This window comes from Burkholderia sp. LFS061, from assembly GCF_047978125.1.
Classification (GTDB): Bacteria; Pseudomonadota; Gammaproteobacteria; order Burkholderiales; family Burkholderiaceae; genus Burkholderia; species Burkholderia pyrrocinia_C.
In genome coordinates this window covers 104,429-131,171 of the sequence record NZ_JBFPFS010000017.1, presented here as the reverse complement: position 1 = coordinate 131,171, position 26,743 = coordinate 104,429, and the positions used below count along the sequence as shown (strand labels likewise).

Genomic DNA, 26,743 nt, shown 5'->3' with positions numbered 1-26,743 from the left:
TCAGGCGGCGATGGCTTGCCGGGCTGCCTGCCCCGGCTTGATTCCTAATGCCGCAAACGTTTGCGGATCAATATCGATCCAGCATGCGACCACCAGACGTCCGTCCACCTGCTTCGGCGGGCCTGCGCGGTGCGCGTGTATGCCGATCCGGCGGAACAGCCGCTCCATGCTCGCGAACGTCACGCCGATCAGCTGCCGCGCGCCGAGCTGCGCCGCGCATTCGACCACGGCCGCGAGCATCGGCCGCACGGCCCACTCGGCATTGCCCGACCCGCCTTCGTCGTCGGTCGCCGCGAACCTGGACAGCTCCCAGACGGCCGCCGATTGCGGCAGCGGCATGTCTGCGGCGATCAGGTCGGCGAACAGCGACTGCAGCAGATACGGGCGCGTCGTGGGCAGCAGGCGCGCACATCCGCACACGTCGCCGCCGGCATTTCGCGCGAACACGTACACGGTATCGTCGCGATCGAACTGGTCGCGCTCGAAGCTTTCGTTCGCCGACGGGAGCTCCCAACCGAGTTGTTCGACGAACACGCGGCGCCGGTAGCGCCCGAGATCCGCTGCAAGTTCGTGTGGTAACCGCCCTTCTTCGTGAACGAAGGTCCGCATATATCCCGCCCGCTGAGGCTGAGGCAAACTACTACAGGCAACTCAGAAATGCCGCTGACTTGCCTGCATTAACTTAAACCAACCGGCCTCCACGATTCCCGGCGCGGTTCAATCGCCGCACAGCGGACCTTGATGGATGGAGCGCGAGTGACAGCAATGGGTCGAAGAGAGACGCCGCGTCAGGTAGCGGTCGGCCGCAAGCAGCCCGTACAACTCCGAGGATTGAGGAGCTGCTCCAGACTGGGGGAGTGAATGTTTGCAGAGCGGCGGTTGACTCGTTGGTAACGGCTTCAGGGAGCCTGTTGCTACAGTCACGCGCCTCCAGCTTCAATCGGTGCATCGCCACGGCTTTCAATTGCCTCGTCGGCGAGGCGGAAGATTCAAAATGATTTGACCCCTTCGAAAAAACGAGCTTGAGACATAAGGGAATTCCCCAGATGGGGCGTGGAAGCGTGCGGCAAGGCTGGACTGGCGCTAGGGCGTCGCGCGATCGCTGTCGATGAAGGATCGGGCTGAAGCCGCAGCCTCATCGTAGATCATTGTTTTATATGCAAAAAGTCTGCTCGTTGGGGCGTTCGGCGCGTTGCCGAATTCAAACTTAAGTGGACGAAGTTCCAAGTTGGCTGAATCTCGACAGTTCAAAAAATTCCTCCGGTTTCCCTTCTTGAATTTGTCAAAACCCGTCCATATAATTAGCACTCGCTGCACGAGAGTGCTAACAATTCTCTGCCGGGCGATCCGCCGGGCAGATTCCCCAAGCGTTCTTCAATCTCAGTCAAGAGAGGAGTGAATATGAACCTTCGTCCTTTGCACGATCGCGTGATCGTCAAGCGTCTGGATCAAGAAACCAAGACCGCCTCGGGCATCGTCATCCCCGAAGCCGCTGCTGAAAAGCCGGATCAAGGCGAGATCCTCGCGGTCGGCCCGGGCAAGCGTGACGACAAGGGCGCCCCGATCGCGCTCGACGTGAAGGTCGGCGATCGCGTCCTGTTCGGCAAGTACGCAGGCCAGACCGTGAAGGTCGACGGCCAGGAACTGCTGGTCATGCGCGAAGAAGACATCATGGCCGTGGTCAACGCTAACTAAGCGTCCTTCGACGGTACATATTCCCAAGAATTCAAGGAGTTAGAAGATGGCAGCTAAAGACGTCGTATTCGGCGATTCCGCCCGTTCGAAGATGGTCGAAGGCGTGAACATTCTCGCCAACGCAGTCAAGGTCACGCTGGGTCCGAAGGGCCGCAACGTCGTGCTCGAGCGCAGCTTCGGCGGCCCGACGGTCACCAAGGACGGTGTGTCGGTTGCGAAGGAAATCGAGCTGAAGGACAAGCTCCAGAACATGGGCGCGCAAATGGTCAAGGAAGTCGCTTCCAAGACCAGCGACAACGCAGGCGACGGCACGACGACGGCAACCGTCCTCGCGCAATCGATCGTTCGCGAAGGCATGAAGTACGTCGCATCGGGCATGAACCCGATGGACCTGAAGCGCGGCATCGACAAGGCAGTCGCAGCGGCTGTCGAAGAGCTGAAGAAGATCAGCAAGCCGTGCACGACGAACAAGGAAATCGCACAGGTCGGCTCGATCTCGGCGAACAGCGATTCGTCGATCGGCGACCGCATCGCTGAAGCGATGGACAAGGTCGGCAAGGAAGGCGTGATCACCGTCGAAGACGGCAAGTCGCTGGCCGACGAACTCGACGTCGTCGAAGGCATGCAATTCGACCGCGGCTACCTGTCGCCGTACTTCATCAACAACCCGGACAAGCAAGTCGCCGTCCTCGACAACCCGTTCGTGCTGCTGCACGACAAGAAGGTGTCGAACATCCGCGATCTGCTGCCGGTGCTCGAGCAAGTCGCGAAGGCTGGCCGTCCGCTGCTGATCATCGCTGAAGACGTCGAAGGCGAAGCGCTCGCAACGCTGGTCGTCAACAACATCCGCGGCATCCTGAAGACCGTCGCGGTCAAGGCGCCGGGCTTCGGCGATCGTCGCAAGGCGATGCTGGAAGACATCGCGATCCTGACCGGCGGTCAGGTCGTCGCGGAAGAAACCGGCCTGACGCTCGAGAAGGCAACGCTGGCAGAACTGGGCCAGGCGAAGCGCATCGAAGTGGGCAAGGAAAACACGACGATCATCGACGGCGCAGGCGAAGCCGTGAACATCGAAGCACGCGTGAAGCAAGTGCGCGCGCAAATCGAGGAAGCGACGTCGGACTACGACCGTGAAAAGCTGCAAGAGCGCGTGGCCAAGTTGGCCGGCGGCGTAGCAGTGATCAAGGTCGGTGCTGCGACCGAAGTCGAAATGAAGGAAAAGAAGGCACGTGTCGAAGACGCACTGCACGCAACGCGCGCGGCTGTGGAAGAAGGCATCGTGGCAGGCGGCGGCGTCGCGCTGATCCGCGCTCGCACCGCGATCGCAGGCCTGACCGGCCTGAACGCCGACCAGAACGCCGGCATCAAGATCGTGCTGCGCGCAATGGAAGAGCCGCTGCGCCAGATCGTCACGAATGGCGGCGAAGAAGCCAGCGTCGTGGTGGCGGCAGTTGCTGCAGGCAAGGGCAACTACGGCTACAACGCAGCGACGGGCGAGTACGTCGACATGGTCGAAGCCGGCGTCGTCGACCCGACCAAGGTCACGCGCACCGCACTGCAGAACGCAGCTTCGGTTGCAGGCCTGCTGCTGACGACGGACGCAGCCGTTGCAGAACTGCCGAAGGAAGATGCACCGATGCCGGGCGGCATGCCGGGCGGCATGGGCGGCATGGGCATGGACATGTAATCGACTTCGGTCGATGGTGTCGGGAACGCGCAGCGATGCGCGTTCCAGCCAAAAGAAAAGACCCGCAGCGATGCGGGTCTTTTTTTGTTTGCGCGCCGGATTCGCGTGCGCGCGCCGGCCGGCGTTCACGCCCGCCGCGCGCGTTTCAATGCCGGTGCGACGTCCTCGGCACCGGTTCGACCTTCGTGGCCGGCGGCGTGTCCGCATCGTCGTTGCTGCGCGCCCAGAAGAACCGGTCGGGCAGGTATGCGCCCATGCCGGGCCGGAACGCGTCGCGCACGGCCTGGTACAGGTACTCCTGCGCCTCGCGGACTGCCTCGGGCGGCTCCTGGCCGTTCGCGAGCAGCGCCGCGATGGCCGCGCCGAGCGTATCGGTGATGCCCATCAGCCGGTGCGGCGAGCGATCCCACATGTCTTCGCGGAGCTGGCCTTCCTCGCCGTACAGCGTGTTGACGAGCCGGTGCGAGCCCGTTTCGGACGACAGGATGTACTCGCAGCCTTGCGACAGCAGATGCGACACGGCCGCGTCGAGATTCGGCGCCTCGGCGTCGCCGTCCGGCTGCGCGAGCGCGATCAGCGTCGCGTAGTCGGCGACCAGCAGCGTCGTCTGCGGCGCCAGCAGGTCGGCGATCGATTCGCGCAGGTCGTCGGCCGCGAGCACGTGCTCGTCGTCGAGCGTGAAGTCCGGCGCGAGCACGAGCGGCACGCCGTCGTAGTCGGCGACGACCTCGGCGATCGCGCTGACGACTTCCGCGCGCGTCGCCGCGCCGATCTTGAACGCGGCGACCGGCATGTCCTCGAGCAGCATGCGCGCCTGGGCGGCGACGACGTCGGGGTCGAGGCCGGTCACTTCGTCGCAGGCGGCCGAGTCGCGCACGGTGTAGCCCGTCAGGACGGACACGCCGTGACAGCCCATGCTCGCCAAGGTCATCAGATCGGCTTGAATGCCGGAGCCGCCGGTGGGATCGGACAGGCCGAAGGTGAGGACGATCGGAGGGGCGTTGCTGGACATGTAAAAATGGGGCAAGAGAAAAACGGGAAAAGCGACGGAGATGCGGACGGCGAGGCGAAATGGGCTTTTTCGGCCCTGTGTTGCCCGGCAGGCCGCACTTTTCAGCCATTATGCGGCGGAATCCGGCCCGCACGACGGATTTTTTAGCGCAGCGCAACGTAGTCGCCGGACTCCAGCGCGATTGCTAGGCAGTCCGGCCCCGACACGGTACCATCATGGCTCCCGAATTTACCGACTTTCCCGACGCGGCTTAAGATGGAATACAAGAGCTGGATGTGCCTGATTTGTGGCTGGATTTACGACGAAGAAGCCGGGCTGCCGGAAGAGGGCATTGCCCCGGGCACGCGCTGGGAAGACGTCCCGATCAACTGGACGTGTCCCGAATGCGGCGCCCGCAAGGAAGACTTCGAGATGGTCCAGATCTGACCGGACCTTCAGCCCACGGACACCCCGCTCCGGCCTCGCATTGGCCCGGCGCTCGCGCGCCGAGGTTCGCGCGAGCGGCTTGACGATGACAGGCGCGCGTGTCCATGACGTCCGATCCGGCGAACCTTCCCCTCCCTGACGCACTGCCCAACCCGCGCGGCGGGGCCGTGCGCGCGGCCGACGCGTGGCTTGCGGCGGCCGCCGACGCATTCGAGCGTCGCGACGACGCGGCCGCGCCGCTGTCCGCTGCCGCGGCCGTGCTGGCGGAAGCCGGCTGGCTGCCGGCCGCGCGTTTCGCCGGGCAATTGTCGGCCGCTGTGCCGCTCGTCGCCGTCGAGCCGACTTCGGCCGGCTGGCGTGCCGCGCTGCGCGATTTCAGCGCGGCCGTCGGGCGCCACAACCTGCGCGAGCTCGCCTGCTCGCCGGTTCTTTTCGAGCATTTCCGTGCATTGCGTGCGCAAAGCGCCGCCGACCTGCGCGCAAGCGCGCCGCTCGACGCGCTTGCGCTCGTCGGCCGCGCGGTGCCGCCGGCCACGCTGCGCGCGCTGCCGGATGCGTTCGCGACCCGGATACGCGCCCGCTACGAGCAGGCGCTGCTCGGCGTACTGCGGGCGCAGCACGCCGCGCCCGACGCGGCGCTCGACGAACTCGATGCGATGCAGGCGGCGCTGGCCGACGACACACCGTACGATTTCTGGCGGCTCGCGGCTGCGTGCCTGCGCGCGCTGCGCGGGAGCGGCGCGCCCGAACTGAAGCGCTTTCTCGCGCGGACGAACCTGCTGCTCGGCGAGCAGGTGCAGGGCCTGCGCAGCGCGCCGCCCGAATTCGTGCGCGAGACGGTTGCGCTGCTGTGGCGCGATTTCGCGCTGTTCGGCGCCGCGGCCGAGGACGTTGCGCTCGTCGACGTACTGCACGACTACGGGCTGACGGTCGACTGGCACGTCGCCGGCACGCCGGCGTCCGAAGCGTTGTGGGAGGCCGATGCCGCGCGGGCCGAGCACGATGCGGTCGCCGTCGCACCGACCCGCGCGCTCGGCGTCGTGACCGTCAATGCACATGCGTATGAGGATTTCCTGCAGACCGCCGATGCGTCGATGGCCGACCTCGCGGCCGATCCGGCCGCGGCCGACACGAGTGCCGCGTGGCGCGCGTCCGGCGCCGCCTACCGGGTCGGTACGGCCGCGTGCGCGCTCGGGCTCGGCCACGCGGCGCTGCTGGCCGACACGCTCGGCCTCGCGTGGCGCCGTGCCGCGCACGGCGTACCGCTCGCCGGCGGCGGCCTCGACGCGCACGGTCACGCGTCCGACATGTTGCGCGCGGCGCTGCTGAAGATCGCGGCCGGCGTCGCGCCGCCGGACCTGACCGCGGCGTCCGAAGCGCTCGGCACGGCGCTCGGCCGGACCTGACGAACAAGGGGACGGACACGCGGTGGCGACCCTTGCCGCACGGGCCCGCAACACGCTGCCGACAGTGCCCGCGCGCGTGTTAGAGTGCCGTGTGATCCGCGCGCGCCGTTGCCAGCGCGGCGCGGCGTTGCTTGTTGATCGCGGCCCGGTCAGGCCGCGGCGTCTTTGCTAAAATTCAAACCATGTCAAAGCCTTCCGATCGCATCAACCTCACCAACCAGTTCCTGATCGCCATGCCGAACATGGCCGATCCGACGTTCTCGGGAACGGTGGTCTACCTTTGCGATCACAGCGAGCGCGGTGCGCTCGGCCTCGTCATCAACCGTCCAACCGACATCGACCTCGAATCGCTGTTCAACCGCATCGACCTGAAGCTCGACATCGAGCCGCTGCTGCACATCCCCGTGTACTTCGGCGGCCCGGTCCAGACCGAGCGCGGCTTCGTGCTGCACGAGCCGGTCGAGGGCGCGAGCTACAACTCGTCGATGTCCGTCGACGGTGGGCTGGAGATGACGACGTCGAAGGACGTGCTCGAGGCGGTCGCGACGGGCACCGGCCCGAAGCGCTTCCTGCTGACGCTCGGCCATGCAGGCTGGGGCGCAGGGCAGCTCGAGGAAGAAATTTCCCGCAACGGCTGGCTGACGGTCGCCGCCGATCCGCGCATCGTGTTCGACACGCCGGCCGAGGAGCGCTTCGAAGCCGCGCTCGGCCTGCTCGGCGTCAGCTCGTCGATGCTGTCCGGCGAAGCAGGGCACGCATGAGTGGCGCGAGCGCGCGCGATGCGACGCTCCTGGCGTTCGACTACGGCGAAAAGCGAATCGGGGTCGCGATCGGCAATGCGCTGACGCGCTCGGCCCGCGCGCTCGTCGTGATCCAGAACCTGAACCGCGAACACCGCTTCAAGGCGGTCGGCGACCTGCTGGCAGAATGGCGGCCGGACGCGCTCGTCGTCGGCCTGCCGATGCATCCGGACGGCACGCCGCACGACATGACGCAGCAGGCCAAGCGCTTCGGCAACCAGCTGAACGGCCGCTTCGGGCTGCCCGTCACGTGGGTCGACGAGCGCTATTCGTCGGTCGAGGCCGAGGCCGGGCTACGCGAGCGCAACGTGCGCGGCCGCGCACGCGCCGAGATGCTCGATGCCGAGGCCGCGCGCGTCATCCTTCAACAGTATCTCGATCAATTGTCCGACCATGAGCACCATTGACGCCGAGGCGCTTTACCGCGTCCTGCTCGACCAGATCCGCGCCGCATACGGCACGGCTTTCGCCGAACCGGGCGGCCCGCGGCTCGCCGGCATCTACAGCGGCGGCGCGTGGCTCGCCGAGCGCCTCGCGCGCGATCTCGGCGCGCCGGCGTTCGGCGTCGTGAACGTCGCGCTGCATCGCGACGACTACGCGAAGAAGGGGCTGCACAGCCAGGCCAGCCCGACGTCGCTGCCGTTCGATGTCAACGGCGCGCGCATCGTGCTCGTCGACGACGTGCTGTACACCGGGCGCACCGTGCGCGCGGCGCTCAACGAGCTGTTCGACTACGGCCGTCCGGCGGCGGTCGAGCTCGCGGTGCTCGCCGACCGCGGCGGCCGCGAGCTGCCGGTCGCCGCGCGCTTCGCGGGCGGCGCGCTCGATGTGCCGGCCGGCGCGACGCTCGTGCTCGCGCGCGACGATGCCGCGCAGTTCACGCTGCGCGTCGAGGCGCACGGCGCCTGAACGACACGCGAAACCGTATCCCGGGCCGCTGGTTTGCACCGCGGCCCGTTTGCATAGTTGGAATCACGCACACCATGACCACCGACACCACTGGCCGCACCGGCAATCCCGCGGCGGCCGCGAGCCCCGACCGGTTCCGCTACGGTTTCCTGAAGGGCAACCCGCAGCTCACGAAAAACGGCGAGCTGAAGCACCTGCTGTCGATCGAGGGCCTGCCGCGCTCGATCGTCAACCACATCCTCGATACGGCCGAGCAGTTCGTCAGCGTGACGGACCGTGAAGTGAAGAAGGTGCCGCTGCTGCGCGGCAAGTCCGTCTTCAACCTGTTCTTCGAGAACTCGACGCGCACGCGCACGACCTTCGAAATCGCCGCGACGCGCCTGTCGGCCGACGTGCTGAACCTGAACATCAATGCATCGTCGACGAGCAAGGGCGAATCGCTGCTCGACACGATCAACAACCTGTCGGCGATGCATGCCGACCTGTTCGTCGTGCGCCACGCGTCGAGCGGCGCGCCGTACCTGATCGCCGAGCACTGCGCGCCGCACGTGCACGTGATCAACGCCGGCGACGGCCGTCATGCGCACCCGACGCAGGGCCTGCTCGACATGTACACGATCCGTCACTACAAGCGCGACTTCACGAAGCTGCGCGTGGCGATCGTCGGCGACATCCTGCATTCGCGCGTCGCGCGCTCCGACATCCACGCGCTCACCACGCTCGGCGTGCCGGAGGTGCGCGCCATCGGCCCGCGCACGCTGCTGCCGGGCGGCCTCGAGCAGATGGGCGTGAAGGTGTTCAACAACCTCGACGAAGGGCTGAAGGGCGTCGACGTGATCATCATGCTGCGCCTGCAGAACGAGCGGATGAGCGGCGCGCTGCTGCCGTCCGCTCAGGAATACTTCAAGACCTGGGGCCTGACGCCCGAGCGCCTCGCGCTCGCCGCGCCCGACGCGATCGTGATGCACCCGGGCCCGATGAACCGCGGCGTCGAGATCGACTCGCAGGTCGCCGACGGTCCGCAGTCGGTGATCCTCAACCAGGTCACGTTCGGCATCGCCGTGCGGATGGCGGTGATGGGCATCGTCGCCGGCAACAACGACTGAGCCTGCTTTCGCGCATCCTGATCCAGGCATTCAACGCAATCAACGCATTCACAGACAGCGCATGAAGATTCATATCAAAGGCGGCACGCTGATCGATCCGGTCGCCGGCACCGAGCGGCAGGCCGACGTATTCGTCGCGGCCGGCAAGATCGCCGCGATCGCCGAAGCCGGCGCGGCGGCGCCGGCCGATTTCAACGCCGCGAAGATCATCGACGCGTCGGGCCTGATCGTCGCGCCCGGCCTCGTCGACCTGTGCGCGCGGCTGCGCGAGCCCGGCTACGAGCACAAGGCGACGCTCGCATCCGAGATGGCCGCGGCCGTCGCGGGCGGCGTCACGACCCTCGTGTGCCCGCCGGACACCGATCCCGTGCTCGACGAACCGGGCCTCGTCGAGATGCTCAAGTTCCGCGCGAGCAACCTGCGCCAGGCGAACGTCCATCCGCTCGGCGCACTGACCGTCGGCCTCAAGGGCGAAGTGATCACCGAGATGGTCGCGCTGACCGAATCCGGCTGCGTCGGCTTCACGCATGCCAACGTGCCGGTGCGCGACACGCAGGTGCTGCTGCGCGCGCTGCAGTACGCAAGCACCTACGGCTACACCACGTGGCTGCGCCCGCTGGACGCGTTCATCGGCCGCGGCGGCGTTGCCGCGAGCGGCGCGCTCGCGTCGCGGCTCGGGCTGTCCGGCGTGCCGGTCGCGGCCGAGACGATCGCACTGCACACGATCTTCGAACTGATGCGCGTGACGGGCGCGCGCGTGCACCTCGCGCGGCTGTCGTCGGCGGCCGGCCTCGCGCTCGTGCGCGCGGCGAAGGCCGAGGGGCTGCCCGTGACCTGCGACGTCGGCGTGAACCACCTGCACCTGATCGACGTCGACATCGGCTATTTCGATTCGCAGTTCCGGCTCGACCCGCCGCTGCGCGGCGAGCGTGATCGCGAAGCGATCCGCGTGGCGCTTGCAGACGGCACGATCGACGCGATCTGCTCCGACCACACGCCCGTCGACGACGACGAGAAACTGCTGCCGTTCGGCGAAGCGACGCCCGGCGCGACGGGGCTCGAACTGCTGCTGTCGCTGACGCTGAAGTGGGCGGACGAGACGCGCACGCCGCTCGCGCAGGCGCTGCGCCGCATCACGTCCGCGCCGGCCGACGTGCTGAAGCTGCCGGCGGGCCGTCTGGCCGAAGGCGGCACGGCCGACCTGTGCGTGTTCGACCCGCGTGCGCACTGGCGCGTCGAGCCGCGTGCGCTGAAGAGCCAGGGCCACAACTCGCCGTTCCTCGGCTACGAACTGCCCGCCTGCGTGCGTACGACGCTCGTCGCCGGACAGATCGCGTTCGAGCGCCACTGAACCACGCCGGACCCTCGCCATGATTGCTCTTCGCAAGCTGCGTCTCGTCTTTCACCTGTTGCGCGGCATGGCGATCGTCGCGCTGCGTTTTTCGCACGTCACGCCCGCGCACCGCGCCGAGATGACGCGCCGCTGGTCGCTCAAGATGCTGCGGATCTGCGGGATGCGCGTCGTCGTCCATAACGACGGCGCGCGGCTCGACGCGAGCGCGCTCGTCGTCGGCAACCACGTGTCGTGGCTCGACATCTATGCGGTCAACGCGTGGCGGCCGACGCCGTTCGTGTCGAAGGCCGAGGTACGGCAGTGGCCGGTCGTCGGCTGGCTCGCCGAGAAGCTCGACACCGTGTTCCTGCAGCGCGAGAAGCGCACCGAGGCGATGCGGATCATGCACGAGATGGCCGAGCGCCTGCGCAACGGCGGGCTGATGTGCGTGTTTCCGGAAGGGACGACGTCCGATGGGCAGGAACTGCTGCCGTTCCATGCGAACCTGTTCCAGGCTGCGGTATCGGCCGGCTGCGCGGTTCAGCCGATTTGTCTGATGTATGAGGATGCGCAGCGGCGGCAGTCGGTGGCGCCGGCTTACACAGGCGAGCTGTCGCTTGGCAAGTCGCTCGACATGGTGCTGCGCGGCGGCCCGCTCGTCGCTCATCTGTATGTGTGCGAACCGATCGCGCCGGGCGGTGACCGGCGCGCGACGTCCGCGGCGGCGCGCGATGCGATCGCGGCCGCGCTCGCGTCGATGCAGGAGAAGGTCGGCAAGCCGTCGGCCGAGTCGCTCGCGGAGCTGGCGAAGCATGCGTATCCGGCGACCGAGCTTGGCGCCGGCGCGTCAGGCGACGGGGCGGCCGACGAGCCGGTGCCGGGGCGCGAGGGGTAAGGCGCTTCCCGGTCGGACGCCTCAGCGCGTAATCACTCGCCGCCCGGCGCGCCGCACGCTTCGCACTGCACCTGCGTGACCGTGCGCTGCGCCGGGTCGGCCGTCAGCCGCACGGCCGACAACTGGTTTCCCCACACGCATCCCGAATCGAGCGCGACGAGGTTGTCGCGCAGCATCAGGCCGAGCGCGGCCCAGTGGCCGAACACGACCGTCACGTCCTCCGTGCGGCGCCCCGGCACGTCGAACCACGGCAGGTAGCCGGGCGGCGCGCTGGCGGGGCCGCCGTTCGCCCTGAATTCCATCGCACCATCGGGTGTGCAGAAGCGCAGGCGCGTGAACGCGTTGAATGCGACGCGCATCCGGTCGCGTTTCTTCAGGTTCGGGCTCCACTGGTTCGGCTCGTTGCCGTACAGCTTCTGCAGCGTGTCGCGCCAGTCGGGCGCGCGCAGCGCGCGCTGGAGTTCGTCGGCGAGTTCGAGCACGAGCGTGGCGTCCCATTGCGGCAGCAGGCCCGCGTGTACGAGCAGCATCCCGTTCTCGGCGTGCACGAACGGTCGGTGGCGGACCCAGTCGAGCAGCGCTTCGGCGTCGGGCGCGTCGAGGATCTCGCCGATCGTGTCGCCCGGGCGTTCGGTACGCAGGCCGGCGGAGACGGCCAACAGGTGGAGATCGTGATTGCCGAGTACCACGGTCGCGCGCGGGCCGAGGTCGACCAGCGCACGCAGCGCGGCGAGGGAGTCCGGCCCGCGGTTGACGATGTCGCCGGCGATCCACAGCGGGGTGTCGGCGGAGGGCGAAAGCTGGTCGAGCAGCGACTGGAAAGCTGAATGACAGCCTTGGATGTCACCGATGGCGATGGGGGGGCGGGTCATGAAGGGGCGAGTCCTGCAGGTTTTTCCAACAAACAAGAAAGATGATTGGTTTCAGACAGTATTCTGCAACTTAAATTTCTCGAAATGGCGTTAATTTGGCAAGATATTTCATTCCTGCCAAGGGTGCGGAACGCTGTATCGAGTTGTTAGCGGCATGGCTTTTGCTGCGGGCGGCTCCCTATAATTGTCGTTTTCCCGAACAAAATTAGCATTTCATGACTTTGGCGGCCATGTTGAGCGGTTAAAATTCCCGGTTTGGCGCAGCGACCATGGTTGCTTGCTACGAATCCGAGGCGGTCGGTGTTCCACGGGCCTGCCGCGCATTACTAGAGGGAGCCTCATGATCCTGGTTACGGGCGGAGCAGGTTTTATCGGTGCCAACTTTGTACTTGACTGGCTGCGCGATTCCGACGAGGCCGTACTCAACGTCGACAAGCTGACGTATGCAGGGAACCTCCGCACGCTCAAGTCGTTGGACGGGAACCCGAAGCATGTGTTCGTACGTGTCGATATCTGCGACCGTGATGCTCTCGATGCGCTGTTCGCCGAGCACAAGCCGCGTGCCGTGCTCCATTTTGCAGCTGAAAGTCACGTCGATCGTTCTATTCACGGTCCCGCGGATTTCGTGCAGACCAATGTCGTCGGCACGTTCACGCTGCTCGAGGCGACCCGTCAATACTGGAACGGCCTGAACGACGCGGACAAGGCGGCATTCCGCTTCCTGCACGTGTCGACCGACGAGGTGTTCGGTTCGCTGTCCGCCACCGATCCGCAATTCTCCGAGACGACGCCGTACGCGCCGAACAGCCCGTATTCCGCGACGAAGGCCGGCTCGGACCATCTGGTGCGCGCCTACCATCATACGTATGGCCTGCCGACGCTGACGACGAACTGTTCGAACAACTACGGCCCGTACCAGTTCCCCGAGAAGCTGATTCCGCTGATGATCGCGAATGCGCTCGCCGGCAAGCCGCTGCCGGTGTATGGCGACGGCCAGAACGTGCGCGACTGGCTGTATGTCGGCGATCACTGCAGAGCGATTCGCGAGGTGCTCGCACGCGGCGTGCCGGGCGAGACATACAACGTCGGCGGCTGGAACGAGAAGAAGAACCTCGAAGTCGTGCATACGCTGTGCGATCTGCTCGACAAGGCCCACCCGAAGGTCGCGGGTTCGTACCGCGACCAGATCACCTATGTAACGGATCGGCCCGGTCACGATCGTCGCTATGCGATCGATGCGCACAAGCTCGAGCGCGAGCTTGGCTGGAAGCCTGCGGAAACGTTCGAGACCGGTCTGGCGAAGACGGTCGACTGGTATCTCGACAATCAGGCCTGGGCCGACGAAGTCGCGTCGGGCGAGTACCGCAAGTGGGTCGAGACCAACTACGCGAAACGCGCTTGAGGAGAGAAACGATGGCACGCAAAGGCATCATTCTCGCGGGCGGCTCCGGCACGCGGCTGTATCCGATCACGCATGTCGTGTCGAAGCAGTTGCTGCCGGTGTACGACAAGCCGATGATCTATTATCCGCTGTCGACGCTGATGATCTCGGGCATTCGAGATGTGCTGATCATCTCGACGCCGCAGGACACGCCGCGCTTCGAAGCGATGCTTGGTGACGGCAGCCAGTGGGGGATGAACATCCAGTATGCGGTGCAGCCGTCGCCGGATGGTCTCGCGCAGGCGTTCATCATCGGCAAGGAATTCGTCGGCAACGATCCGTCGGCGCTGATCCTCGGCGACAACATCTTCTACGGCCACGACCTGGCGAAGCAACTCGAGCGTGCGCACGCGCAGGAGTCGGGTGCGACGGTATTCGCGTATCACGTGAACGATCCCGAGCGTTACGGCGTCGTCGAATTCGACAAGGAATTTCGCGCGCTGTCGATCGAGGAGAAGCCGGCCGTACCGCGCTCGAACTATGCGGTGACCGGTCTGTACTTCTACGATAACCGGGTGTGCGACATCGCCGCCGATATCAAGCCGTCCCTGCGTGGCGAGCTTGAGATCACCGACGTGAATTCGCGCTATCTCGCCGACGGCAAGCTCGACGTCGAGATCATGGGGCGCGGCTATGCATGGCTCGATACCGGTACGCATGATTCGCTGATCGATGCGGCGACGTTCATCGCAACGTTGCAGAAGCGGCAGGGACTCGTCGTCGCCTGCCCCGAGGAGATCGCCTATCGTAGGCTGTGGATCGACGCGGATCAATTGCGCAAGCTTGCCGTGCCACTGGCGAAGAACAGCTACGGGCGCTATCTCGAACACATTCTTTCGGATCAGGTCGCATGGCAATCCAAGTAACCGCGACGGCGCTGCCGGAAGTCAAGATCATCGAGCCGAAGGTATTCGGCGACGCGCGTGGGTATTTCTACGAGAGCTTCAACGCGCGCGAGTTTGCGGAGCGGGTCGCTCCGGGCGTCGAGTTCGTGCAGGACAATCACTCGCGATCGGAGAAGGGGGTGCTGCGCGGTCTTCACTATCAAATCCAGCATGCGCAGGGAAAGCTGGTTCGCGTCATCCAAGGCGATGTGTTTGACGTTGCGGTCGATATTCGCAGGAGTTCACCCACCTTCGGCAAATGGGTGGGGGTGCACCTGTCCGCGGGCAATCACAGGCAGCTTTGGGTGCCGGCAGGCTTCGCACATGGATTTCTGACACTTTCGGCCTCTTGCGAGTTTCTGTACAAGACGACTGATTTTTGGTATCCGGAGTGCGAGCGCTGCCTGCAATGGAATGATCCCGACATAGGCATCACATGGCCTCTCGACGCTCCACCTGTTCTTGCCGTCAAGGATGCGGCGGGTGTGCGTTTGGTGGATGCGGAGGTGTATGCATGAGGATCTTGCTGGTCGGAAAGCGTGGGCAACTGGGCTGGGAGCTGCAACGATCGCTGGTACCGTTGGGTGAGGTGATCGCAGTTGACCGGCAGGCCCTTGATTTGAGTTCTCCATCGACGATTGGGCCAGCGATCGCGGCGATTCGTCCTGACGTGATCGTCAACTCGGCGGCATACACGGCGGTCGACGAAGCGGAAACTCATCATGAGTTGGCGGCGGTGGTCAATGCAACCGCAGTGGGTGAGCTGGCCATTGCAGCAAGGAAGCTGAGCGCATTGTTGCTGCACTATTCGACGGACTATGTCTTTGACGGTCTGGCGAAGGTGCCCTATCGAGAGGACATCCGGCCAGACCCGCAAACGACCTATGGGCGAAGCAAGCTTGCAGGTGAGCAGGTAATCGCCGATTCCGGCGCTGACTGGCTTGTGTTCAGGACCTCTTGGGTTTACGGCCCCGATGGGCGCAATTTTCTACGAGCGATCACGAAAGCGGCGTGCGAGCAAGAAGTCTTGCGTGTCGTTGCCGACCAGCACGGCACGCCTACAGCGGTACGCGTTCTTGCCGACCTGAGTGTACAGGCGCTGCGAACTGTCATTCAGTTGCGCCGTACCGGTGACCTGTCAAAGCTCGGGTTGTACCATCTCACGTTGCGAGGCGAAACGACATGGCACGGATTCGCACAAGCGATCGTTAGTGGGATGAGGGCGCGGGGCGTTCACGGCGTGCGCGCAACCTGTGTCGACGAGATAACCTCGTCAGACCTGACGAGAGCTGCACGACGCCCGGCGTATTCGGTTCTCGACTGCAGCCGGTTTGATACTGCATTCGAACTCGCTCGACCCTCCTGGGATCAGGCGCTTGGGCTCGTGCTGGATGACATGTTTCGCGGCAGTGCAGCGAACTGATCGAGTCTGGTACTGAAAAATCTTCTTTCACCCGTTGCAATTCGTAGCACTCCCTACGGGGCGCGCATGGCAATAGTGTGTCTAGAATCCGAGGGAGCAATATTCAGGGGCGACGTCATACGTTAAAATTTGTTCACTGCAGTCTCCGATGGCGCCCCATTTTTAAGGGTGGCAGGATTGTCCTGCTTCGATCAGCAAGCGCTGGTCCGGGCATAGCCGCAGGAGCGGCGCAGGACGATCGATAACCTTTCAGTAAAGTCTGTGCAGCGAGGAATTTGTGAGTTTGATCCCTATCATCCTGTGTGGTGGTGCCGGTTCGCGGTTATGGCCGGTGTCGCGAGAAATGCATCCCAAGCCCTTCATTCGCCTTTCCGACGGCCAGAGTCTCCTTCAGAAGGCTTTCCTTCGCGCGACTGGCTTGCCGGGTGTCGAGCAGGTCCTCACGGTGACGAACCGGGATCTGTTCTTCAAGGCGGAAGACGAGTTTCGGGAGGTCAATACAGGCAACGTCGCAACGTCGTTCATCTGTGAACCGTTCGGCCGCAACACGGCGGCTGCGATTGCTGCGGCAGCCTCGCACGTTGCACAGGTCTCCGGTCCTGAAACAACGATGCTTGTCTTGGCTGCGGACCACTTGATCTCCGATCAGGACGCGTTCGCAAAGGCCGTCGACGAGGCCGTCAAGTTGGCCGAGCAGGGCAAGATCGTCACGTTTGGTATCCGTCCCGAAACGCCTGAAACCGGGTATGGCTATATCGAAGCCGACGGTAACAAGGTGTTGCGGTTTGTCGAGAAGCCGGCACTTGCAAAGGCGCGAGAATACGTCGAGTCTGGACGATTCCTATGGAACTCGGGGCTCTTCTGCTTTACGGCCGGCGCCATGCTGCGCGAACTGGAAGCGCACTGTCCGGACATTCTGCGAGCCACTCAGGCGTGCATGGAGGCGTCCCGAATTTCGGAAGGAAGCGGTTGGACGCAGGTTCAACTGGAGCCCAAGCGCTTTGGTGCCGTACCCGATGACTCCATTGACTATGCGGTCATGGAAAAATCGACGAACGTTGCTGTCGTCCCGTGCACCATCGGGTGGAGCGACATTGGATCCTGGGCGGCCATTAGCGAGCTTTGCAAGCCGGACGGCAACGGTAATCGGGTTGAGGGCGAGGCGTTGCTGCACGATGTCGGAAATTGCTACCTGATGAGCAACGATCGAATTATCGGCGCGGTTGGCGTCGATAATCTCATCGTGATCGATACGCCAGACGCGTTGCTTGTCGTCAATCGCGATCGAGCGCAGGACGTTCGGCACATCTATTCGGAATTGAAGGCGCGCGGTCACGAGGCGCATAAATTGCATCGTACCGTTCATCGTCCGTGGGGGACGTATACGGTGCTGGAAGAGGGTGCCCGTTTCAAAATCAAGCGCATCGAGGTCAAGCCTGGTGCAAGCCTTAGCCTGCAGATGCACCACCATCGCAGCGAGCACTGGATCGTCGTAAGCGGAATGGCGAAAGTCGTGAATGGTGATCGGGAACTGTTCGTTTCGACAAACGAATCAACGTACATTCCGGCTGGCCACAAGCATCGACTCGAAAATCCTGGTGTTGTCGATCTTGTGATGATCGAGGTGCAGAGCGGGGAGTATCTCGGCGAGGACGATATCGTCAGGTTTGAGGATGTCTATGGGCGTGCTTAACAGCACTGAAGCGGCGGCAATCGACCGCGGAGGCAGCGACCTTGGCTCTCACAGCGGACGCGACGACATTTTGGTTGGCGTGAAGTCGGCGCGCGTGTGGGGAACCTTGGGGTGGCATGACATTCGCCAAAGATATCGCCGGTCAGTGATAGGGCCGTTCTGGTTTACGCTCAGCACGGCGATCATGGTCATCGTGCTTGGCGCACTGTACTCGACCCTCCTGCACCAGGAGATCAAGGACTACCTGCCGTATCTGGCGGTAGGGCTGGTTCTCTGGCAGTACTTGTCGACCGTCGCGAACGAGGGGTGTAACGCTTTCATTGGTTCCGCCTTCATGATCAAGCAGATACGGATTCCGCTTACGATTCATGCGTGTCGGATCGTATGGCGCAACTTCGTGATCATGCTTCACAGTTTCCCGGTCGTCGTGGTGTTGCTTATCGTGTTCGGACACTGGCCCACATGGGAGTTTCTGTTGGTGCCGCTTGGATTGTTTCTGCTGCTGCTGCACGGAGTATGGATCAGTGTAACGCTCGGAATACTGTGTGCCCGTTTTCGCGATATTCCGCCGATCGTTACCAATTTGATTCAAGTGGTGTTTTTTTTCACTCCGGTGATGTGGTCGCCTGAAATTCTGAAGGACCGCGCTTGGGTGGCTGAATACAATCCACTCTATCACTTGATGGAAATTGTGCGTGCACCGATTACCGGTCGACCGATGCATTGGGAGTCTTGGGTATGGTCGGTGGCAATGCTTGTCGCAGGGCTTGCATTCTCGCAATTCTTGATGCGACGCACCCGTAATCGGGTTCCATACTGGCTTTGATACCGTGAGCTCATCTATTGTTGCAGAGGGAATATTTGTCGAATTCCCTATTTACGAAAATTCCCATCGCTCACTGAAGAAGGCGGTACTGAACCTGACGACCGGTGGTCGTATCGGTCAGGATGCGGGAAAACATACGATTGTTCGTGCGCTCGATGACCTGAGTTTCGAGTTCGCCGACGGTGCGCGTGTCGGCCTTGTCGGGCATAACGGCTCAGGAAAGACTACGCTGTTGCGTACGCTTTCCGGGGTCTACGAGCCGGTCCGAGGCAAACTGAAGGTGCATGGTAAGGTTGCGTCGCTGCTGGACGTGTCCATGGGGCTGGATCCGGATGCCACTGGGTTCGAGAATATCTACCTGCGTGGCATTCTTGACGGCCTGTCGCCAAGCAGAATTCGCAGCAAGATCGACGAAATTGCTGATTTCAGCGATCTCGGAGAGTACTTGAACCTGCCGGTCCGGACTTATTCGAGCGGGATGATGCTGCGCCTAGCGTTCGCGATCTCGACGAGTGTTGAGGCGGACATTCTGATCATGGACGAGTGGCTCAGCGTCGGCGACGCGGAGTTCAGTGCTAAGGCAGCGCGGCGTCTTGAAACCTTGGTGGGGAATGCATCCATTGTCGTGATCGCGTCCCATGATCCGACGTTGGTCGCGCGCGTGTGTACCCGAAGAATCAGCCTTGAGCACGGGAAGATCGTGGCGGACGAGCCGATCACCCCCGCGGTGCAAGCACCGCCCACCACATCGTCGCTTTCCTGAAAGCGCTCCTACGCTGCAGGTGATCGAATATCAAACGGCGGCTCACCCGGTGAGCCGGGAAAGGCATCAAACATGCGTTCAGACCATCCTTTGATTCGCTATGGCGGGTCGTTGTTCAGGCACCAGCCTTTCCGCTTTCTGAAAGGTGCTGCGGGAGCGTACATCGCGTACCCGATCGCGGAGAGTCGCGAAAAGCGCAACGTCCGTCCCAAGGTCGCGGAATTGCACCGTCACTATGCGCTGCCGGTCGAGCAACGCAGGAGGATTGCGCTCGCCCGCTTGGTGCAAATCCTGCAGTTCGCCGGCGAGCACGTGCCTTACTACCGAGATCTATTCCGCGAAAGGAATTTCGATCCGCTGAAAGCCGGACTGGATCCGCGCTATCTCGAGTCTTTACCGTATCTGACCAAAGACATCATACGGGAGCAGGGGGCACGCCTGCTTTCAAAGCCACTGGAAGCGGTGCGGCATCATGCGTGCAAGACGGGGGGGTCCACCGGACTTTCTTGTACGATTTACTACGATCAGGAGGCTGCCGATTATTCGTCGGCCGTGACGTTCTACGCGCGTCAACGGATCGGTAAGCGCGGTTACCAGCCGGAGTTGCATTTTGCCTGCCGCTTTCCTGACGAGGTTACTCCGAATTGGCCATCCCGCGAAGACTTCAAATGCTTCGCGATGAATCGAAGCAACATCTTTTTTGACAGCATCGACGACAAGGGCCTCGAAGAGATCTGGCAAACGCTCAAGGCACGGCGACCGTTTCTCGCGCACGGGCATCCATCGACCATGTATGCGCTCGCATGTTACGTCGAAAGGAAATACGGGAGCGGCAAGGCATTCGAAATTTTCGAGTCGAGCGGCGAATTGCTTGAGCCCCAGGCGCGCTTGATCATCGAGCGTGCGCTGCAGTGTCGCGTGATCAACCGCTACGGCCTCGCCGAACTCGGAGTGATGGCGTACGAGCTCGACGGCCATGACGCAGGATTTCAGATTCTCGAATCCGAAGGGTGGCCCGAAAGTCGCCATCTCGATGCGGAAGAAGACGGCGCCAGCGAGCTGGTATTCACGGGATTCCGCAATCACCTCATGCCGTTGATTCGCTACGCAACGGGTGACCTCGCTCGTGTCGTGGAGCGCAATGGCGCAATGTATCTGAGCGACGTGGTTGGCCGGATTCACGACGTCGTACCGATCAACGGTGTGGCTCACGCGACGCATCACATTCAGGACATGCTCGATCATCGGGTGGGCGGCATTCAGGAATTTCAGATCGATCTACGTACCGTACCGCCTACACTACGCATCGTGCTTGAGCCGTGGGCGACCGAAGAGGACACGACACGTAAGCTGTGCGGCTATTGGGGTGACGCATTCGCAATCGAGTTTGTCGGTCATGATGCGCTGGTGCGGGTAGGGAGCCGTGCCAAATTCCGCCATGTGGTGACCGCATGATCGGCGTTATCTATTCAGCTGCCTCGGCGGTTGCGGGGCAATTGGTGCTGGCGTCTCTGCGTCGTTCCGTCGGGTTGGGGCAAGCGCGCGCACTTAGTTTTAGCGCGCTGAGCACCTGCTCCGCATCGGTGCTGGTTGCTATCGATGTGCCAGATGAGTTTGGCAACGCGTTGATTAGCTGGCTTGGGACGTCTGGGCGCAAATTGATAGTGTTTGGGCGAATGCCGCATGCGCTTGCAACTCGCTTGAATTGTCGGCAGATCGAGCATGTGGAAGGCTTTGCCGATGCAGCACGTAGTGCGCCGGCGGCAAGCCGTTGCACCAGTCAGAGTAGCGCAACAGTGCGTTATACGAGGTTCACCGCTTCTGTCGGCGGGCGGGAGTGGGTGCGGCCATTCGAGCGTTTCGATTTCGCTGATGAATGGAACAACCTGGGTTTTGGTGCGATTCGATCGGATGATTCAATCTGGTCGGTCGGTGCTCCGCTGGATGTCCCGGAGTCCGCTCGACTCGCGTCCGTGTATATAGAGCAAGACCGCCAGTTTGCGTATGCAGCCTTGTGGGACGACGAAGCGACGAGCGTGCTGTGGTTCAATCGGCCAGTCGGGCCTTGTGATTCGTTCGAATGGCGCATCGTCGAGAACTTCCTGTCGGGTTACAGGGCAGATGAATTGCACTGTCAACCTGTGTTGAGCGAAGTCCCGTGGGGCTATGACGCCGTGATTACCTCGCGCCTTGATTGCGACGAGGACGTCGAATCCGCCCGCCCGCTTTGGGACGCATATCGCCGACTTGGGGTGCCGTTTTCGCTGGCGGTGCATACCGCCAACCTCGGGAACACGACGCATCACGTGATCCTGAAGGAGTTGGCCGCCGATCCGAGCGCGGCGATACTTTCCCACACTGCGACGCACGCGCCAAACTGGGGAGGGAGCTACGCGGCTGCGCTTGCGGAAGGTCGTGAATCCGCGCACCTGCTCGAGTCGGTCATTGCTAGACCGGTGCGATACGCGGTATCCCCTTTTCACCAAACGCCGCACTATGCGCTCGAGGGGTTGGCCGATGCGGGTTATGCCGGATGTATCGGCGGAATCATCCGAAACGATCCGGAGTTCCTGTTGGCCCGCGGCGGCATCCTGGCTGGGATGCCGGAGGGGTTCGTAGGACATAGCCAGCAATGTATGCTTCACGGCGATTGCATGCTGGCGGAGGGCGATCCGCTCGCCGTGTTCAAGGCCGCATTCGACCTCGCCTATGAGACGAAGACGCTGTTCGGCTATCTTGATCATCCGTTTTCCGAACGATATCAATACGGCTGGCGGACCGAGGACGAACGGATTTCGGCTCACGAGGAATTCGTTCACTACATGCGCGCTCGTGCCAAACGACCGCTCTTCATCAACGAAGAAGTCGCAATGGATTTCCTGCTTGCAAAGTCGATGCATGACCTGATCGAGGACGGCGACACTTACGTCGTGACACCGATGCGTGGCGTTACATCGCCATTTCCGTTTGCGGTCGAATATCGTGGTGAACTTCTTGAGGTCAACGATAGCGGGCGGCTGCAATGAGAGTCATGGTCATAATGGGCACCCGGCCCGAAGTGATCAAGTTGGCGCCCGTCGTTGCGGCATTGCGTGGTAACGTCGACTTGATAGTGTGCACGAGCGGCCAGCACCGGGAGATGCTCGCTCAGGCGCTTGCCTATTTTGGTATCGAACCGGACATCGGCGTCGATACGATGAGCCCTGGGCAGTCGTTGAACGTCTTGTCGGCACGCATCCTGACCGAGATGGATGGTGTTCTCGCGCGAGAGAAACCGGACTGGGTGCTTGTACAAGGGGATACGACGACTGCAATGTGCGCCGGCCTCGCTGCATTTCATCGCGGCATCGCGGTCGGTCACGTCGAGGCGGGACTTCGAACTGGTGATCTCTCCAGCCCATTTCCCGAAGAAGCCAATCGCAGCCTGCTGGGACGGATTGCAACTCGCCACTTTGCGCCGACCGAATCTGCCCGCCAGAACCTGCTGCGCGAGGGGATCGACGACGCGTCCATTGTTGTGACCGGTAATACGGTCGTGGATGCGATTGCGCTGGCGAAACATGAATGGCTCGATGCGCCTGCGTCCCTTCGTTTGCCCGAGTCGTGCAATGTGACACGGCCATTCGTTCTGGTGACTTGTCATCGTCGCGAGAACTTCGGCGAAACCCTGTTGGGTATCTGCCAGGTTCTGCGGCGCTTGTGCGAGCGTTACACGCAGTACCAATGGATTTTCCCGGTCCACCTTAATCCTTCGATTCGGGAGCCCGTCATGCGCGAGTTGACGGGGGTGCGGAATCTCGCATTGATTGAGCCCGTCGATTATCCGTCCAGCCTTTATCTGATCAGCCGCAGCGCGCTTGTCATCAGCGATTCCGGGGGTATCCAGGAAGAGGCGCCGAGCTTCGGTGTTCCGGTGGTCGTGATGCGCAATCACACCGAACGAGAGGAAGGCGTCGAAGCAGGATTCGCCACGTTGGCCGGACAGACTGCCGATCGGATCGAGGCGGCAGCGTCGTCGTGGCTCGATGACGCGGAACGACGCGGGGCGCTGCGCGATCGCCCGAACCCGTATGGAGACGGGCGAGCGTCGCAGCGTATCGTTGCGAACCTGCTTGACCAGCCACAGGAGGTGTTTGGTGGCTGAAGTGAAAGGGCGGCCTGGCTCGCGTGGCGATTGTGTGCTCTTTTCGACAGCTGACTGGGACGAGCCATACTGGACGAACAAGCAACATACTGCGCGGGTGCTCGCGAAGAGCGGCTGGCGCGTACTGTATGTTGAGAGCGTAGGCTTGCGCTCGCCAAAGCTCACAAGCGGCAAGGATTGGGGGCGTATCTGGCGCCGTTTGTGGCAAGGTGTGCGGTCCAATTTCGTTGCACCGCCGCAGCGGGAGTCCAATGTCTGGGTGCTTTCGCCGCTGATGATTCCGGCAAAGCACCATTGGCCGCTGGTGCGTCGCTTCAACCAGACGTTGCTGCGGTGGAGCATCACTCGGTTTGCGCGCCGGCGTTCGTTTCAGCAGCCGATTATTTGGACTTACCACCCATTCATGCTCGATGCCGTGCGAAATCTGGAGAGTGGCGCACTTGTCTATCACTGTGTAGACGATCTCGCTGCTATTCCGGGCGTCGATGTCCCTGCCTTCCGAAGCGCCCAGCAGGACTTGCTCAAGCAGTGCGATTCGGTATTCACAACGGCTGTCGCGTTGCGAGACCAGTGCTTGCCATTTAATCCGAATACGCACTTTTTCTCCAACGTAGTCGACGCCGACCATTTCGGGAGGGCGTTGGAGCCCGGACCATTGCCACGCGACGTGGCCGATATTTCGGGCGTGCGACTCGTGTACCACGGTGTCTTGTCCGATTTCAAGGTCGATTTCCCGCTTGTTCTGGCCGCCGCGCGTGCGAGGCCGGATTGGCAATGGATCTTCATCGGAGAGGAGCGGGAAGGGCAGCGCAGCGAGCTGATCACACAGCTGAAGCGATTGCCGAACGTGCATTTCCTGGGGTATCGGCGCTATGAAGAGTTGCCTGACTATCTGCGAGGCATGGACGTCGGGTTGCTGCCGACCCTGCTGAACGACTACACGCGTTCGATGTTCCCGATGAAGTTTTTTGAGTATTTGGCAGCAGGGGTGCCGGTTGTTTCGACCCCGCTGGATTTTACCCGCGAGCGGCTGGATGGTCTGGATGTCGGCGACACGCCCGAGCGCTTCGTGGAGGCGATCGAACGGCAGCTGCAACGCGGTAGACTGACGCCCGCAGAGGCGCAGGCCGGCGTGGGCGACAATACTTGGGAAGCCCGAACCGTTAAAATGCTGAATCACGTGTGGCGGCAGGCCGGCCGGGAAAGGCCGCAGCCGCTTGCTTCCGAACATTAAACTGGAGTGTTGAATGAGCGATTCGCGTGTCTTTATCACGACCTATCCTGCCGCATTTCTGCATCGAGGCGGTGGGGAGCTTGAGCTGGTGGATCTGCTGGCGAATCTGCGGCAACTTGGCGTTCGCGCGGATCTTTACGGGCCGGGCTGCCAGCCGCTCAACCGGTACGACGTCGTCCTGCATTACTCGGTTGTGCCAACGGGTATGGAGTTCGTCCGTGAAGTGAAGGCCGCTGGCAAGAAGCTGGTCCTGTTGCCCGCAGTGTGGTGGTCGAAAGCGCCGGCGCAGGGCGAGAAGGACTCGGTCGCGGCGTTCTTCGACCTCGCCGACGTGGTTGTATTCAAGTCGAAATCTGAGTACGCGAACATCGCGCAGCACGTTTCGCTAGACGAAGCGAAAGTGGCGTATTGCCGGTGGGGTGTCGATTCGTGTTTCGAGGAGCTGGTCGACGGGAACCTGTTCAAGGAAACCTACAAGCTTGACGAATACCTGTTGTCGGTTGGAATCATCGAGGAACGCAAGAATCAATTGGCGGCGATCCACGCGCTGCGTGACTCGAAGATTCCCCTTGTGTTTGTCGGGGACTATCGTGACCGTGCTTATTACGAAGCGTGCGTGAAGGCAGCTCCATCACACTTCAAATTTTTGCCGTATATACAGCCGAAGTCGGAAATTTTGCGATCGGCCTTGCAAGGCTGTAAGGCGTTCGTTGAAGTCTCGCTTGAGCCGGCCGGTTTCTCTGCGTTTGAGGCTGCGCTGGCTCGCGTGCCAATGGTTCTCTCAGCGGGCGCGTGGGCACAGGAGCATTTTGGTGAATTGGTGCATCAGGTCGATCCGATGTCGCCGGCATCGATTCAGGCGGGGGTCAAAGCCGCTCTCGAGACACCGGTCTCGCCGCAACTGCAGCGCAACGTCCACAACCAGTACCTGATGCCGCAATGTCTTGAGCCTCTGGTTCGCGTGCTGCGCGTGCGAATCTGACCCAATTCGATACTCATTGCGACACGTTGAGTGGTCCTTTGGAAATATATGAGCGAACATACAGTACCGCGAACCTTCAACTTCCATGCTGATCGCAAGCTGGAAAGCGAAGTCATCGTGAAGAAAGATGCCCTCCGCCATCTGGATACGATGGGGATTTTCGACCATATCCGAAAGGAGTCGAAACACCTGCTGGTAACCGACAAAAATGTGGAGAAACTTTACCTGCGTCGCGTGCTGGAATGTATCGAGCGTTCGGGCCGTTCGGTTCGCACGTTGGTCGTTCCGGCAAGCGAAGGCTCGAAGAGCTTCAAGTGGTACTCACAGCTGGTCGAGAAGGCACTCGATTACGGTTTCGACAAGTATTCGGTGATCTTCAGTCTCGGCGGCGGGGTGGTGAACAACCTCGCGGGTTTCTTGGCTTCGACGCTTTACCGTGGTATCGGTCTCGTGCATTTCCCGACTAGTCTGCTGTCGCAGGTCGACGCGGCTATCGATTTCAAGCAAGCGATCAATTACGACCACGGCAAGAATCTGATCGGGAGCTATTACCCGGCCTCCAAGATTGTGGTCGACCCGCTGGTGTTGCGTACGCTGGACGTTCGTCTCATTCGGGACGGGCTGGCCGAGGCGATCAAGCACGCGATCTGCCAAGATACGAAATTCCTCGATTACATCTGTTCCAACAGCGAGCATCTCGTCGATCCAGACTTTCTGTCCGAGGTTGTGACGCAATCGATCGAACTGAAACTCGAGGTGATGAGCGGCGATCTGGATTCGGATTACGACGAAACGCTGAAGCAATACGGCCATGCGATCGGTCACGCGGTCGAGCACCTCTCGGAGGGAGAGGTGTACCACGGCGAGGCGATTTCGATCGGTATGTGCGTTTCCGCGGAAGTAGCCTTGCTGCTTGGATTGTCGGATGAGGAGACCGTTGCGATGCACTACGACGTGTTTCGCAGGGTCGGTCTGCCTACTACGGTGCCCGAGGCATTTTCGCTGTCCGATCTGTGGGAAAAGATTCGCTACGACAAGCACTTCCTCGGCGGAAAGGCCTACATGGGCTTGGTTCGTACGGCAGGCGTCATGGCACCGACCAACAACGGGAACTTCGGGCATTACATCGAGCAATCGGTGGTATTTGAGGCGATCGAAAGGAACCGTCGCCAAGGACAGCGCGACGCCCTGCGGGTCAGTTGATCGGAGCTT

Annotated in this window: 26 protein-coding genes; 23 read left to right on the top strand and 3 right to left on the bottom strand. The window is 62.4% G+C overall.

The window, feature by feature from the left end; translation table 11 throughout:
- Nucleotides 1–609, bottom strand: a complete 609-nt coding sequence (locus ACNQQL_RS17540; RefSeq protein ID WP_131949441.1) for an acyl-homoserine-lactone synthase — start codon at nt 607–609, stop codon at nt 1–3.
- 792 nt (nt 610–1,401) lie between these two features.
- Between ACNQQL_RS17540 and ACNQQL_RS17535 the strand changes: the two genes are divergently transcribed.
- Complete coding sequence (locus ACNQQL_RS17535) at nt 1,402–1,695, top strand: co-chaperone GroES (RefSeq protein ID WP_026044985.1); 294 nt, start codon at nt 1,402–1,404, stop codon at nt 1,693–1,695.
- 46 nt (nt 1,696–1,741) lie between these two features.
- Nucleotides 1,742–3,382 carry a chaperonin GroEL gene (groL, locus tag ACNQQL_RS17530; RefSeq protein WP_031402778.1) on the top strand — a complete coding sequence of 547 codons (1,641 nt, stop codon included), beginning with the start codon at nt 1,742–1,744 and terminating at the stop codon, nt 3,380–3,382.
- 145 nt (nt 3,383–3,527) lie between these two features.
- Here the strand turns inward: groL and ACNQQL_RS17525 are convergent, their stop codons facing one another.
- Nucleotides 3,528–4,394, bottom strand: coding sequence for a hydroxymethylpyrimidine/phosphomethylpyrimidine kinase (locus ACNQQL_RS17525; protein WP_310144063.1), 867 nt, complete (start codon nt 4,392–4,394; stop codon nt 3,528–3,530).
- A gap of 255 nt (nt 4,395–4,649) precedes the next feature.
- Here ACNQQL_RS17525 and ACNQQL_RS17520 point away from each other — a divergent pair, with 255 nt between their 5' ends.
- The 8 genes from ACNQQL_RS17520 to ACNQQL_RS17485 all read left to right on the top strand — a co-directional run bounded on the left by ACNQQL_RS17520 (nt 4,650) and on the right by ACNQQL_RS17485 (nt 11,269).
- The gene (locus ACNQQL_RS17520; protein ID WP_004186709.1) at nt 4,650–4,820 is read left to right on the top strand and encodes a rubredoxin; all 171 of its coding nucleotides are present in this window, start codon (nt 4,650–4,652) and stop codon (nt 4,818–4,820) included.
- A gap of 104 nt (nt 4,821–4,924) precedes the next feature.
- The gene (locus ACNQQL_RS17515; protein WP_347064890.1) at nt 4,925–6,226 is read left to right on the top strand and encodes a hypothetical protein; all 1,302 of its coding nucleotides are present in this window, start codon (nt 4,925–4,927) and stop codon (nt 6,224–6,226) included.
- Nucleotides 6,227–6,408: 182 nt separating this feature from the next.
- Entirely contained in the window at nt 6,409–6,987 is a 579-nt protein-coding gene (locus ACNQQL_RS17510) for a YqgE/AlgH family protein (RefSeq protein WP_006491354.1), read from the top strand.
- Nucleotides 6,984–7,433, top strand: a complete 450-nt coding sequence (gene ruvX / locus ACNQQL_RS17505; protein WP_027788201.1) for a Holliday junction resolvase RuvX — start codon at nt 6,984–6,986, stop codon at nt 7,431–7,433. Before ACNQQL_RS17510 ends, ruvX begins: the two co-directional genes overlap by 4 nt.
- Complete coding sequence (pyrR, locus tag ACNQQL_RS17500; protein WP_072436191.1) at nt 7,420–7,935, top strand: bifunctional pyr operon transcriptional regulator/uracil phosphoribosyltransferase PyrR; 516 nt, start codon at nt 7,420–7,422, stop codon at nt 7,933–7,935. Before ruvX ends, pyrR begins: the two co-directional genes overlap by 14 nt.
- 74 nt (nt 7,936–8,009) lie before the next feature.
- Nucleotides 8,010–9,041: an aspartate carbamoyltransferase catalytic subunit gene (locus tag ACNQQL_RS17495; RefSeq protein ID WP_072436190.1), complete on the top strand. Its 1,032-nt coding sequence runs from the start codon at nt 8,010–8,012 to the stop codon at nt 9,039–9,041.
- A 61-nt stretch (nt 9,042–9,102) separates the two neighbouring features.
- Nucleotides 9,103–10,392 carry a dihydroorotase gene (locus ACNQQL_RS17490; protein ID WP_347064889.1) on the top strand — a complete coding sequence of 430 codons (1,290 nt, stop codon included), beginning with the start codon at nt 9,103–9,105 and terminating at the stop codon, nt 10,390–10,392.
- A 19-nt stretch (nt 10,393–10,411) separates the two neighbouring features.
- On the top strand, nt 10,412–11,269 hold the full coding sequence (locus ACNQQL_RS17485; protein WP_347064888.1) for a lysophospholipid acyltransferase family protein: 858 nt from the start codon (nt 10,412–10,414) through the stop codon (nt 11,267–11,269).
- 32 nt (nt 11,270–11,301) lie between these two features.
- Here ACNQQL_RS17485 and ACNQQL_RS17480 read toward each other — a convergent pair whose 3' ends face one another.
- A complete protein-coding gene (locus ACNQQL_RS17480) occupies nt 11,302–12,141 on the bottom strand; it encodes a symmetrical bis(5'-nucleosyl)-tetraphosphatase (protein WP_347064887.1) in 840 nt (279 codons plus the stop codon).
- 340 nt (nt 12,142–12,481) lie between these two features.
- Here ACNQQL_RS17480 and rfbB point away from each other — a divergent pair, with 340 nt between their 5' ends.
- The 13 genes from rfbB to ACNQQL_RS17415 all read left to right on the top strand — a co-directional run bounded on the left by rfbB (nt 12,482) and on the right by ACNQQL_RS17415 (nt 26,734).
- The gene (gene rfbB / locus ACNQQL_RS17475; protein WP_347064886.1) at nt 12,482–13,543 is read left to right on the top strand and encodes a dTDP-glucose 4,6-dehydratase; all 1,062 of its coding nucleotides are present in this window, start codon (nt 12,482–12,484) and stop codon (nt 13,541–13,543) included.
- A gap of 11 nt (nt 13,544–13,554) precedes the next feature.
- On the top strand, nt 13,555–14,448 hold the full coding sequence (gene rfbA / locus ACNQQL_RS17470; protein ID WP_347064885.1) for a glucose-1-phosphate thymidylyltransferase RfbA: 894 nt from the start codon (nt 13,555–13,557) through the stop codon (nt 14,446–14,448).
- On the top strand, nt 14,433–14,984 hold the full coding sequence (gene rfbC, locus ACNQQL_RS17465) for a dTDP-4-dehydrorhamnose 3,5-epimerase (RefSeq protein ID WP_347064884.1): 552 nt from the start codon (nt 14,433–14,435) through the stop codon (nt 14,982–14,984). Before rfbA ends, rfbC begins: the two co-directional genes overlap by 16 nt.
- The gene (gene rfbD / locus ACNQQL_RS17460; RefSeq protein WP_347064883.1) at nt 14,981–15,889 is read left to right on the top strand and encodes a dTDP-4-dehydrorhamnose reductase; all 909 of its coding nucleotides are present in this window, start codon (nt 14,981–14,983) and stop codon (nt 15,887–15,889) included. The genes rfbC and rfbD overlap by 4 nt, the downstream gene beginning before the upstream one ends.
- A 277-nt stretch (nt 15,890–16,166) precedes the next feature.
- Nucleotides 16,167–17,582, top strand: coding sequence for a mannose-1-phosphate guanylyltransferase/mannose-6-phosphate isomerase (locus tag ACNQQL_RS17455; protein ID WP_059889000.1), 1,416 nt, complete (start codon nt 16,167–16,169; stop codon nt 17,580–17,582).
- Nucleotides 17,569–18,408 (top strand): ABC transporter permease, encoded by an 840-nt coding sequence (locus ACNQQL_RS17450; protein ID WP_059888999.1) that lies wholly within the window; start codon nt 17,569–17,571, stop codon nt 18,406–18,408. Before ACNQQL_RS17455 ends, ACNQQL_RS17450 begins: the two co-directional genes overlap by 14 nt.
- A 4-nt stretch (nt 18,409–18,412) precedes the next feature.
- Nucleotides 18,413–19,171 carry an ABC transporter ATP-binding protein gene (locus ACNQQL_RS17445; protein WP_059888998.1) on the top strand — a complete coding sequence of 253 codons (759 nt, stop codon included), beginning with the start codon at nt 18,413–18,415 and terminating at the stop codon, nt 19,169–19,171.
- Between the two features lie 72 nt (nt 19,172–19,243).
- Nucleotides 19,244–20,626, top strand: a complete 1,383-nt coding sequence (locus tag ACNQQL_RS17440; protein ID WP_347064882.1) for a phenylacetate--CoA ligase family protein — start codon at nt 19,244–19,246, stop codon at nt 20,624–20,626.
- Entirely contained in the window at nt 20,623–22,197 is a 1,575-nt protein-coding gene (locus ACNQQL_RS17435) for a polysaccharide deacetylase (RefSeq protein ID WP_347064881.1), read from the top strand. The genes ACNQQL_RS17440 and ACNQQL_RS17435 overlap by 4 nt, the downstream gene beginning before the upstream one ends.
- A complete protein-coding gene (gene wecB / locus ACNQQL_RS17430) occupies nt 22,194–23,315 on the top strand; it encodes a non-hydrolyzing UDP-N-acetylglucosamine 2-epimerase (RefSeq protein ID WP_347064880.1) in 1,122 nt (373 codons plus the stop codon). Before ACNQQL_RS17435 ends, wecB begins: the two co-directional genes overlap by 4 nt.
- Nucleotides 23,308–24,549, top strand: coding sequence for a glycosyltransferase (locus tag ACNQQL_RS17425; protein WP_347064879.1), 1,242 nt, complete (start codon nt 23,308–23,310; stop codon nt 24,547–24,549). The genes wecB and ACNQQL_RS17425 overlap by 8 nt, the downstream gene beginning before the upstream one ends.
- Before the next feature lie 13 nt (nt 24,550–24,562).
- Complete coding sequence (locus ACNQQL_RS17420) at nt 24,563–25,531, top strand: glycosyltransferase (RefSeq protein ID WP_347064878.1); 969 nt, start codon at nt 24,563–24,565, stop codon at nt 25,529–25,531.
- A gap of 48 nt (nt 25,532–25,579) precedes the next feature.
- The gene (locus tag ACNQQL_RS17415) at nt 25,580–26,734 is read left to right on the top strand and encodes a 2-deoxy-scyllo-inosose synthase (RefSeq protein ID WP_347064877.1); all 1,155 of its coding nucleotides are present in this window, start codon (nt 25,580–25,582) and stop codon (nt 26,732–26,734) included.
- Nucleotides 26,735–26,743: the final 9 nt, after the last annotated feature.

What these genes read in the sequence shown, in the direction of transcription:
- ACNQQL_RS17520 (WP_004186709.1), top strand. Translation starts at nt 4,650, where the DNA reads ATGGAATACAAGAGCTGGATGTGCCTGATTTGTGGCTGGATTTACGAC.
- ACNQQL_RS17435 (WP_347064881.1), top strand. Translation starts at nt 20,623, where the DNA reads ATGATCGGCGTTATCTATTCAGCTGCCTCGGCGGTTGCGGGGCAATTG.
- ACNQQL_RS17480 (WP_347064887.1), bottom strand. Translation starts at nt 12,141, where the DNA reads ATGACCCGCCCCCCCATCGCCATCGGTGACATCCAAGGCTGTCATTCA.
- rfbC (WP_347064884.1), top strand. Translation starts at nt 14,433, where the DNA reads ATGGCAATCCAAGTAACCGCGACGGCGCTGCCGGAAGTCAAGATCATC.
- ACNQQL_RS17440 (WP_347064882.1), top strand. Translation starts at nt 19,244, where the DNA reads ATGCGTTCAGACCATCCTTTGATTCGCTATGGCGGGTCGTTGTTCAGG.
- wecB (WP_347064880.1), top strand. Translation starts at nt 22,194, where the DNA reads ATGAGAGTCATGGTCATAATGGGCACCCGGCCCGAAGTGATCAAGTTG.
- ACNQQL_RS17535 (WP_026044985.1), top strand. Translation starts at nt 1,402, where the DNA reads ATGAACCTTCGTCCTTTGCACGATCGCGTGATCGTCAAGCGTCTGGAT.
- ACNQQL_RS17495 (WP_072436190.1), top strand. Translation starts at nt 8,010, where the DNA reads ATGACCACCGACACCACTGGCCGCACCGGCAATCCCGCGGCGGCCGCG.
- groL (WP_031402778.1), top strand. Translation starts at nt 1,742, where the DNA reads ATGGCAGCTAAAGACGTCGTATTCGGCGATTCCGCCCGTTCGAAGATG.
- rfbA (WP_347064885.1), top strand. Translation starts at nt 13,555, where the DNA reads ATGGCACGCAAAGGCATCATTCTCGCGGGCGGCTCCGGCACGCGGCTG.
- ruvX (WP_027788201.1), top strand. Translation starts at nt 6,984, where the DNA reads ATGAGTGGCGCGAGCGCGCGCGATGCGACGCTCCTGGCGTTCGACTAC.
- ACNQQL_RS17415 (WP_347064877.1), top strand. Translation starts at nt 25,580, where the DNA reads ATGAGCGAACATACAGTACCGCGAACCTTCAACTTCCATGCTGATCGC.
- pyrR (WP_072436191.1), top strand. Translation starts at nt 7,420, where the DNA reads ATGAGCACCATTGACGCCGAGGCGCTTTACCGCGTCCTGCTCGACCAG.
- ACNQQL_RS17540 (WP_131949441.1), bottom strand. Translation starts at nt 609, where the DNA reads ATGCGGACCTTCGTTCACGAAGAAGGGCGGTTACCACACGAACTTGCA.
- ACNQQL_RS17450 (WP_059888999.1), top strand. Translation starts at nt 17,569, where the DNA reads ATGGGCGTGCTTAACAGCACTGAAGCGGCGGCAATCGACCGCGGAGGC.
- ACNQQL_RS17420 (WP_347064878.1), top strand. Translation starts at nt 24,563, where the DNA reads ATGAGCGATTCGCGTGTCTTTATCACGACCTATCCTGCCGCATTTCTG.
- rfbB (WP_347064886.1), top strand. Translation starts at nt 12,482, where the DNA reads ATGATCCTGGTTACGGGCGGAGCAGGTTTTATCGGTGCCAACTTTGTA.
- ACNQQL_RS17485 (WP_347064888.1), top strand. Translation starts at nt 10,412, where the DNA reads ATGATTGCTCTTCGCAAGCTGCGTCTCGTCTTTCACCTGTTGCGCGGC.
- ACNQQL_RS17515 (WP_347064890.1), top strand. Translation starts at nt 4,925, where the DNA reads ATGACGTCCGATCCGGCGAACCTTCCCCTCCCTGACGCACTGCCCAAC.
- ACNQQL_RS17525 (WP_310144063.1), bottom strand. Translation starts at nt 4,394, where the DNA reads ATGTCCAGCAACGCCCCTCCGATCGTCCTCACCTTCGGCCTGTCCGAT.
- ACNQQL_RS17510 (WP_006491354.1), top strand. Translation starts at nt 6,409, where the DNA reads ATGTCAAAGCCTTCCGATCGCATCAACCTCACCAACCAGTTCCTGATC.
- ACNQQL_RS17490 (WP_347064889.1), top strand. Translation starts at nt 9,103, where the DNA reads ATGAAGATTCATATCAAAGGCGGCACGCTGATCGATCCGGTCGCCGGC.
- rfbD (WP_347064883.1), top strand. Translation starts at nt 14,981, where the DNA reads ATGAGGATCTTGCTGGTCGGAAAGCGTGGGCAACTGGGCTGGGAGCTG.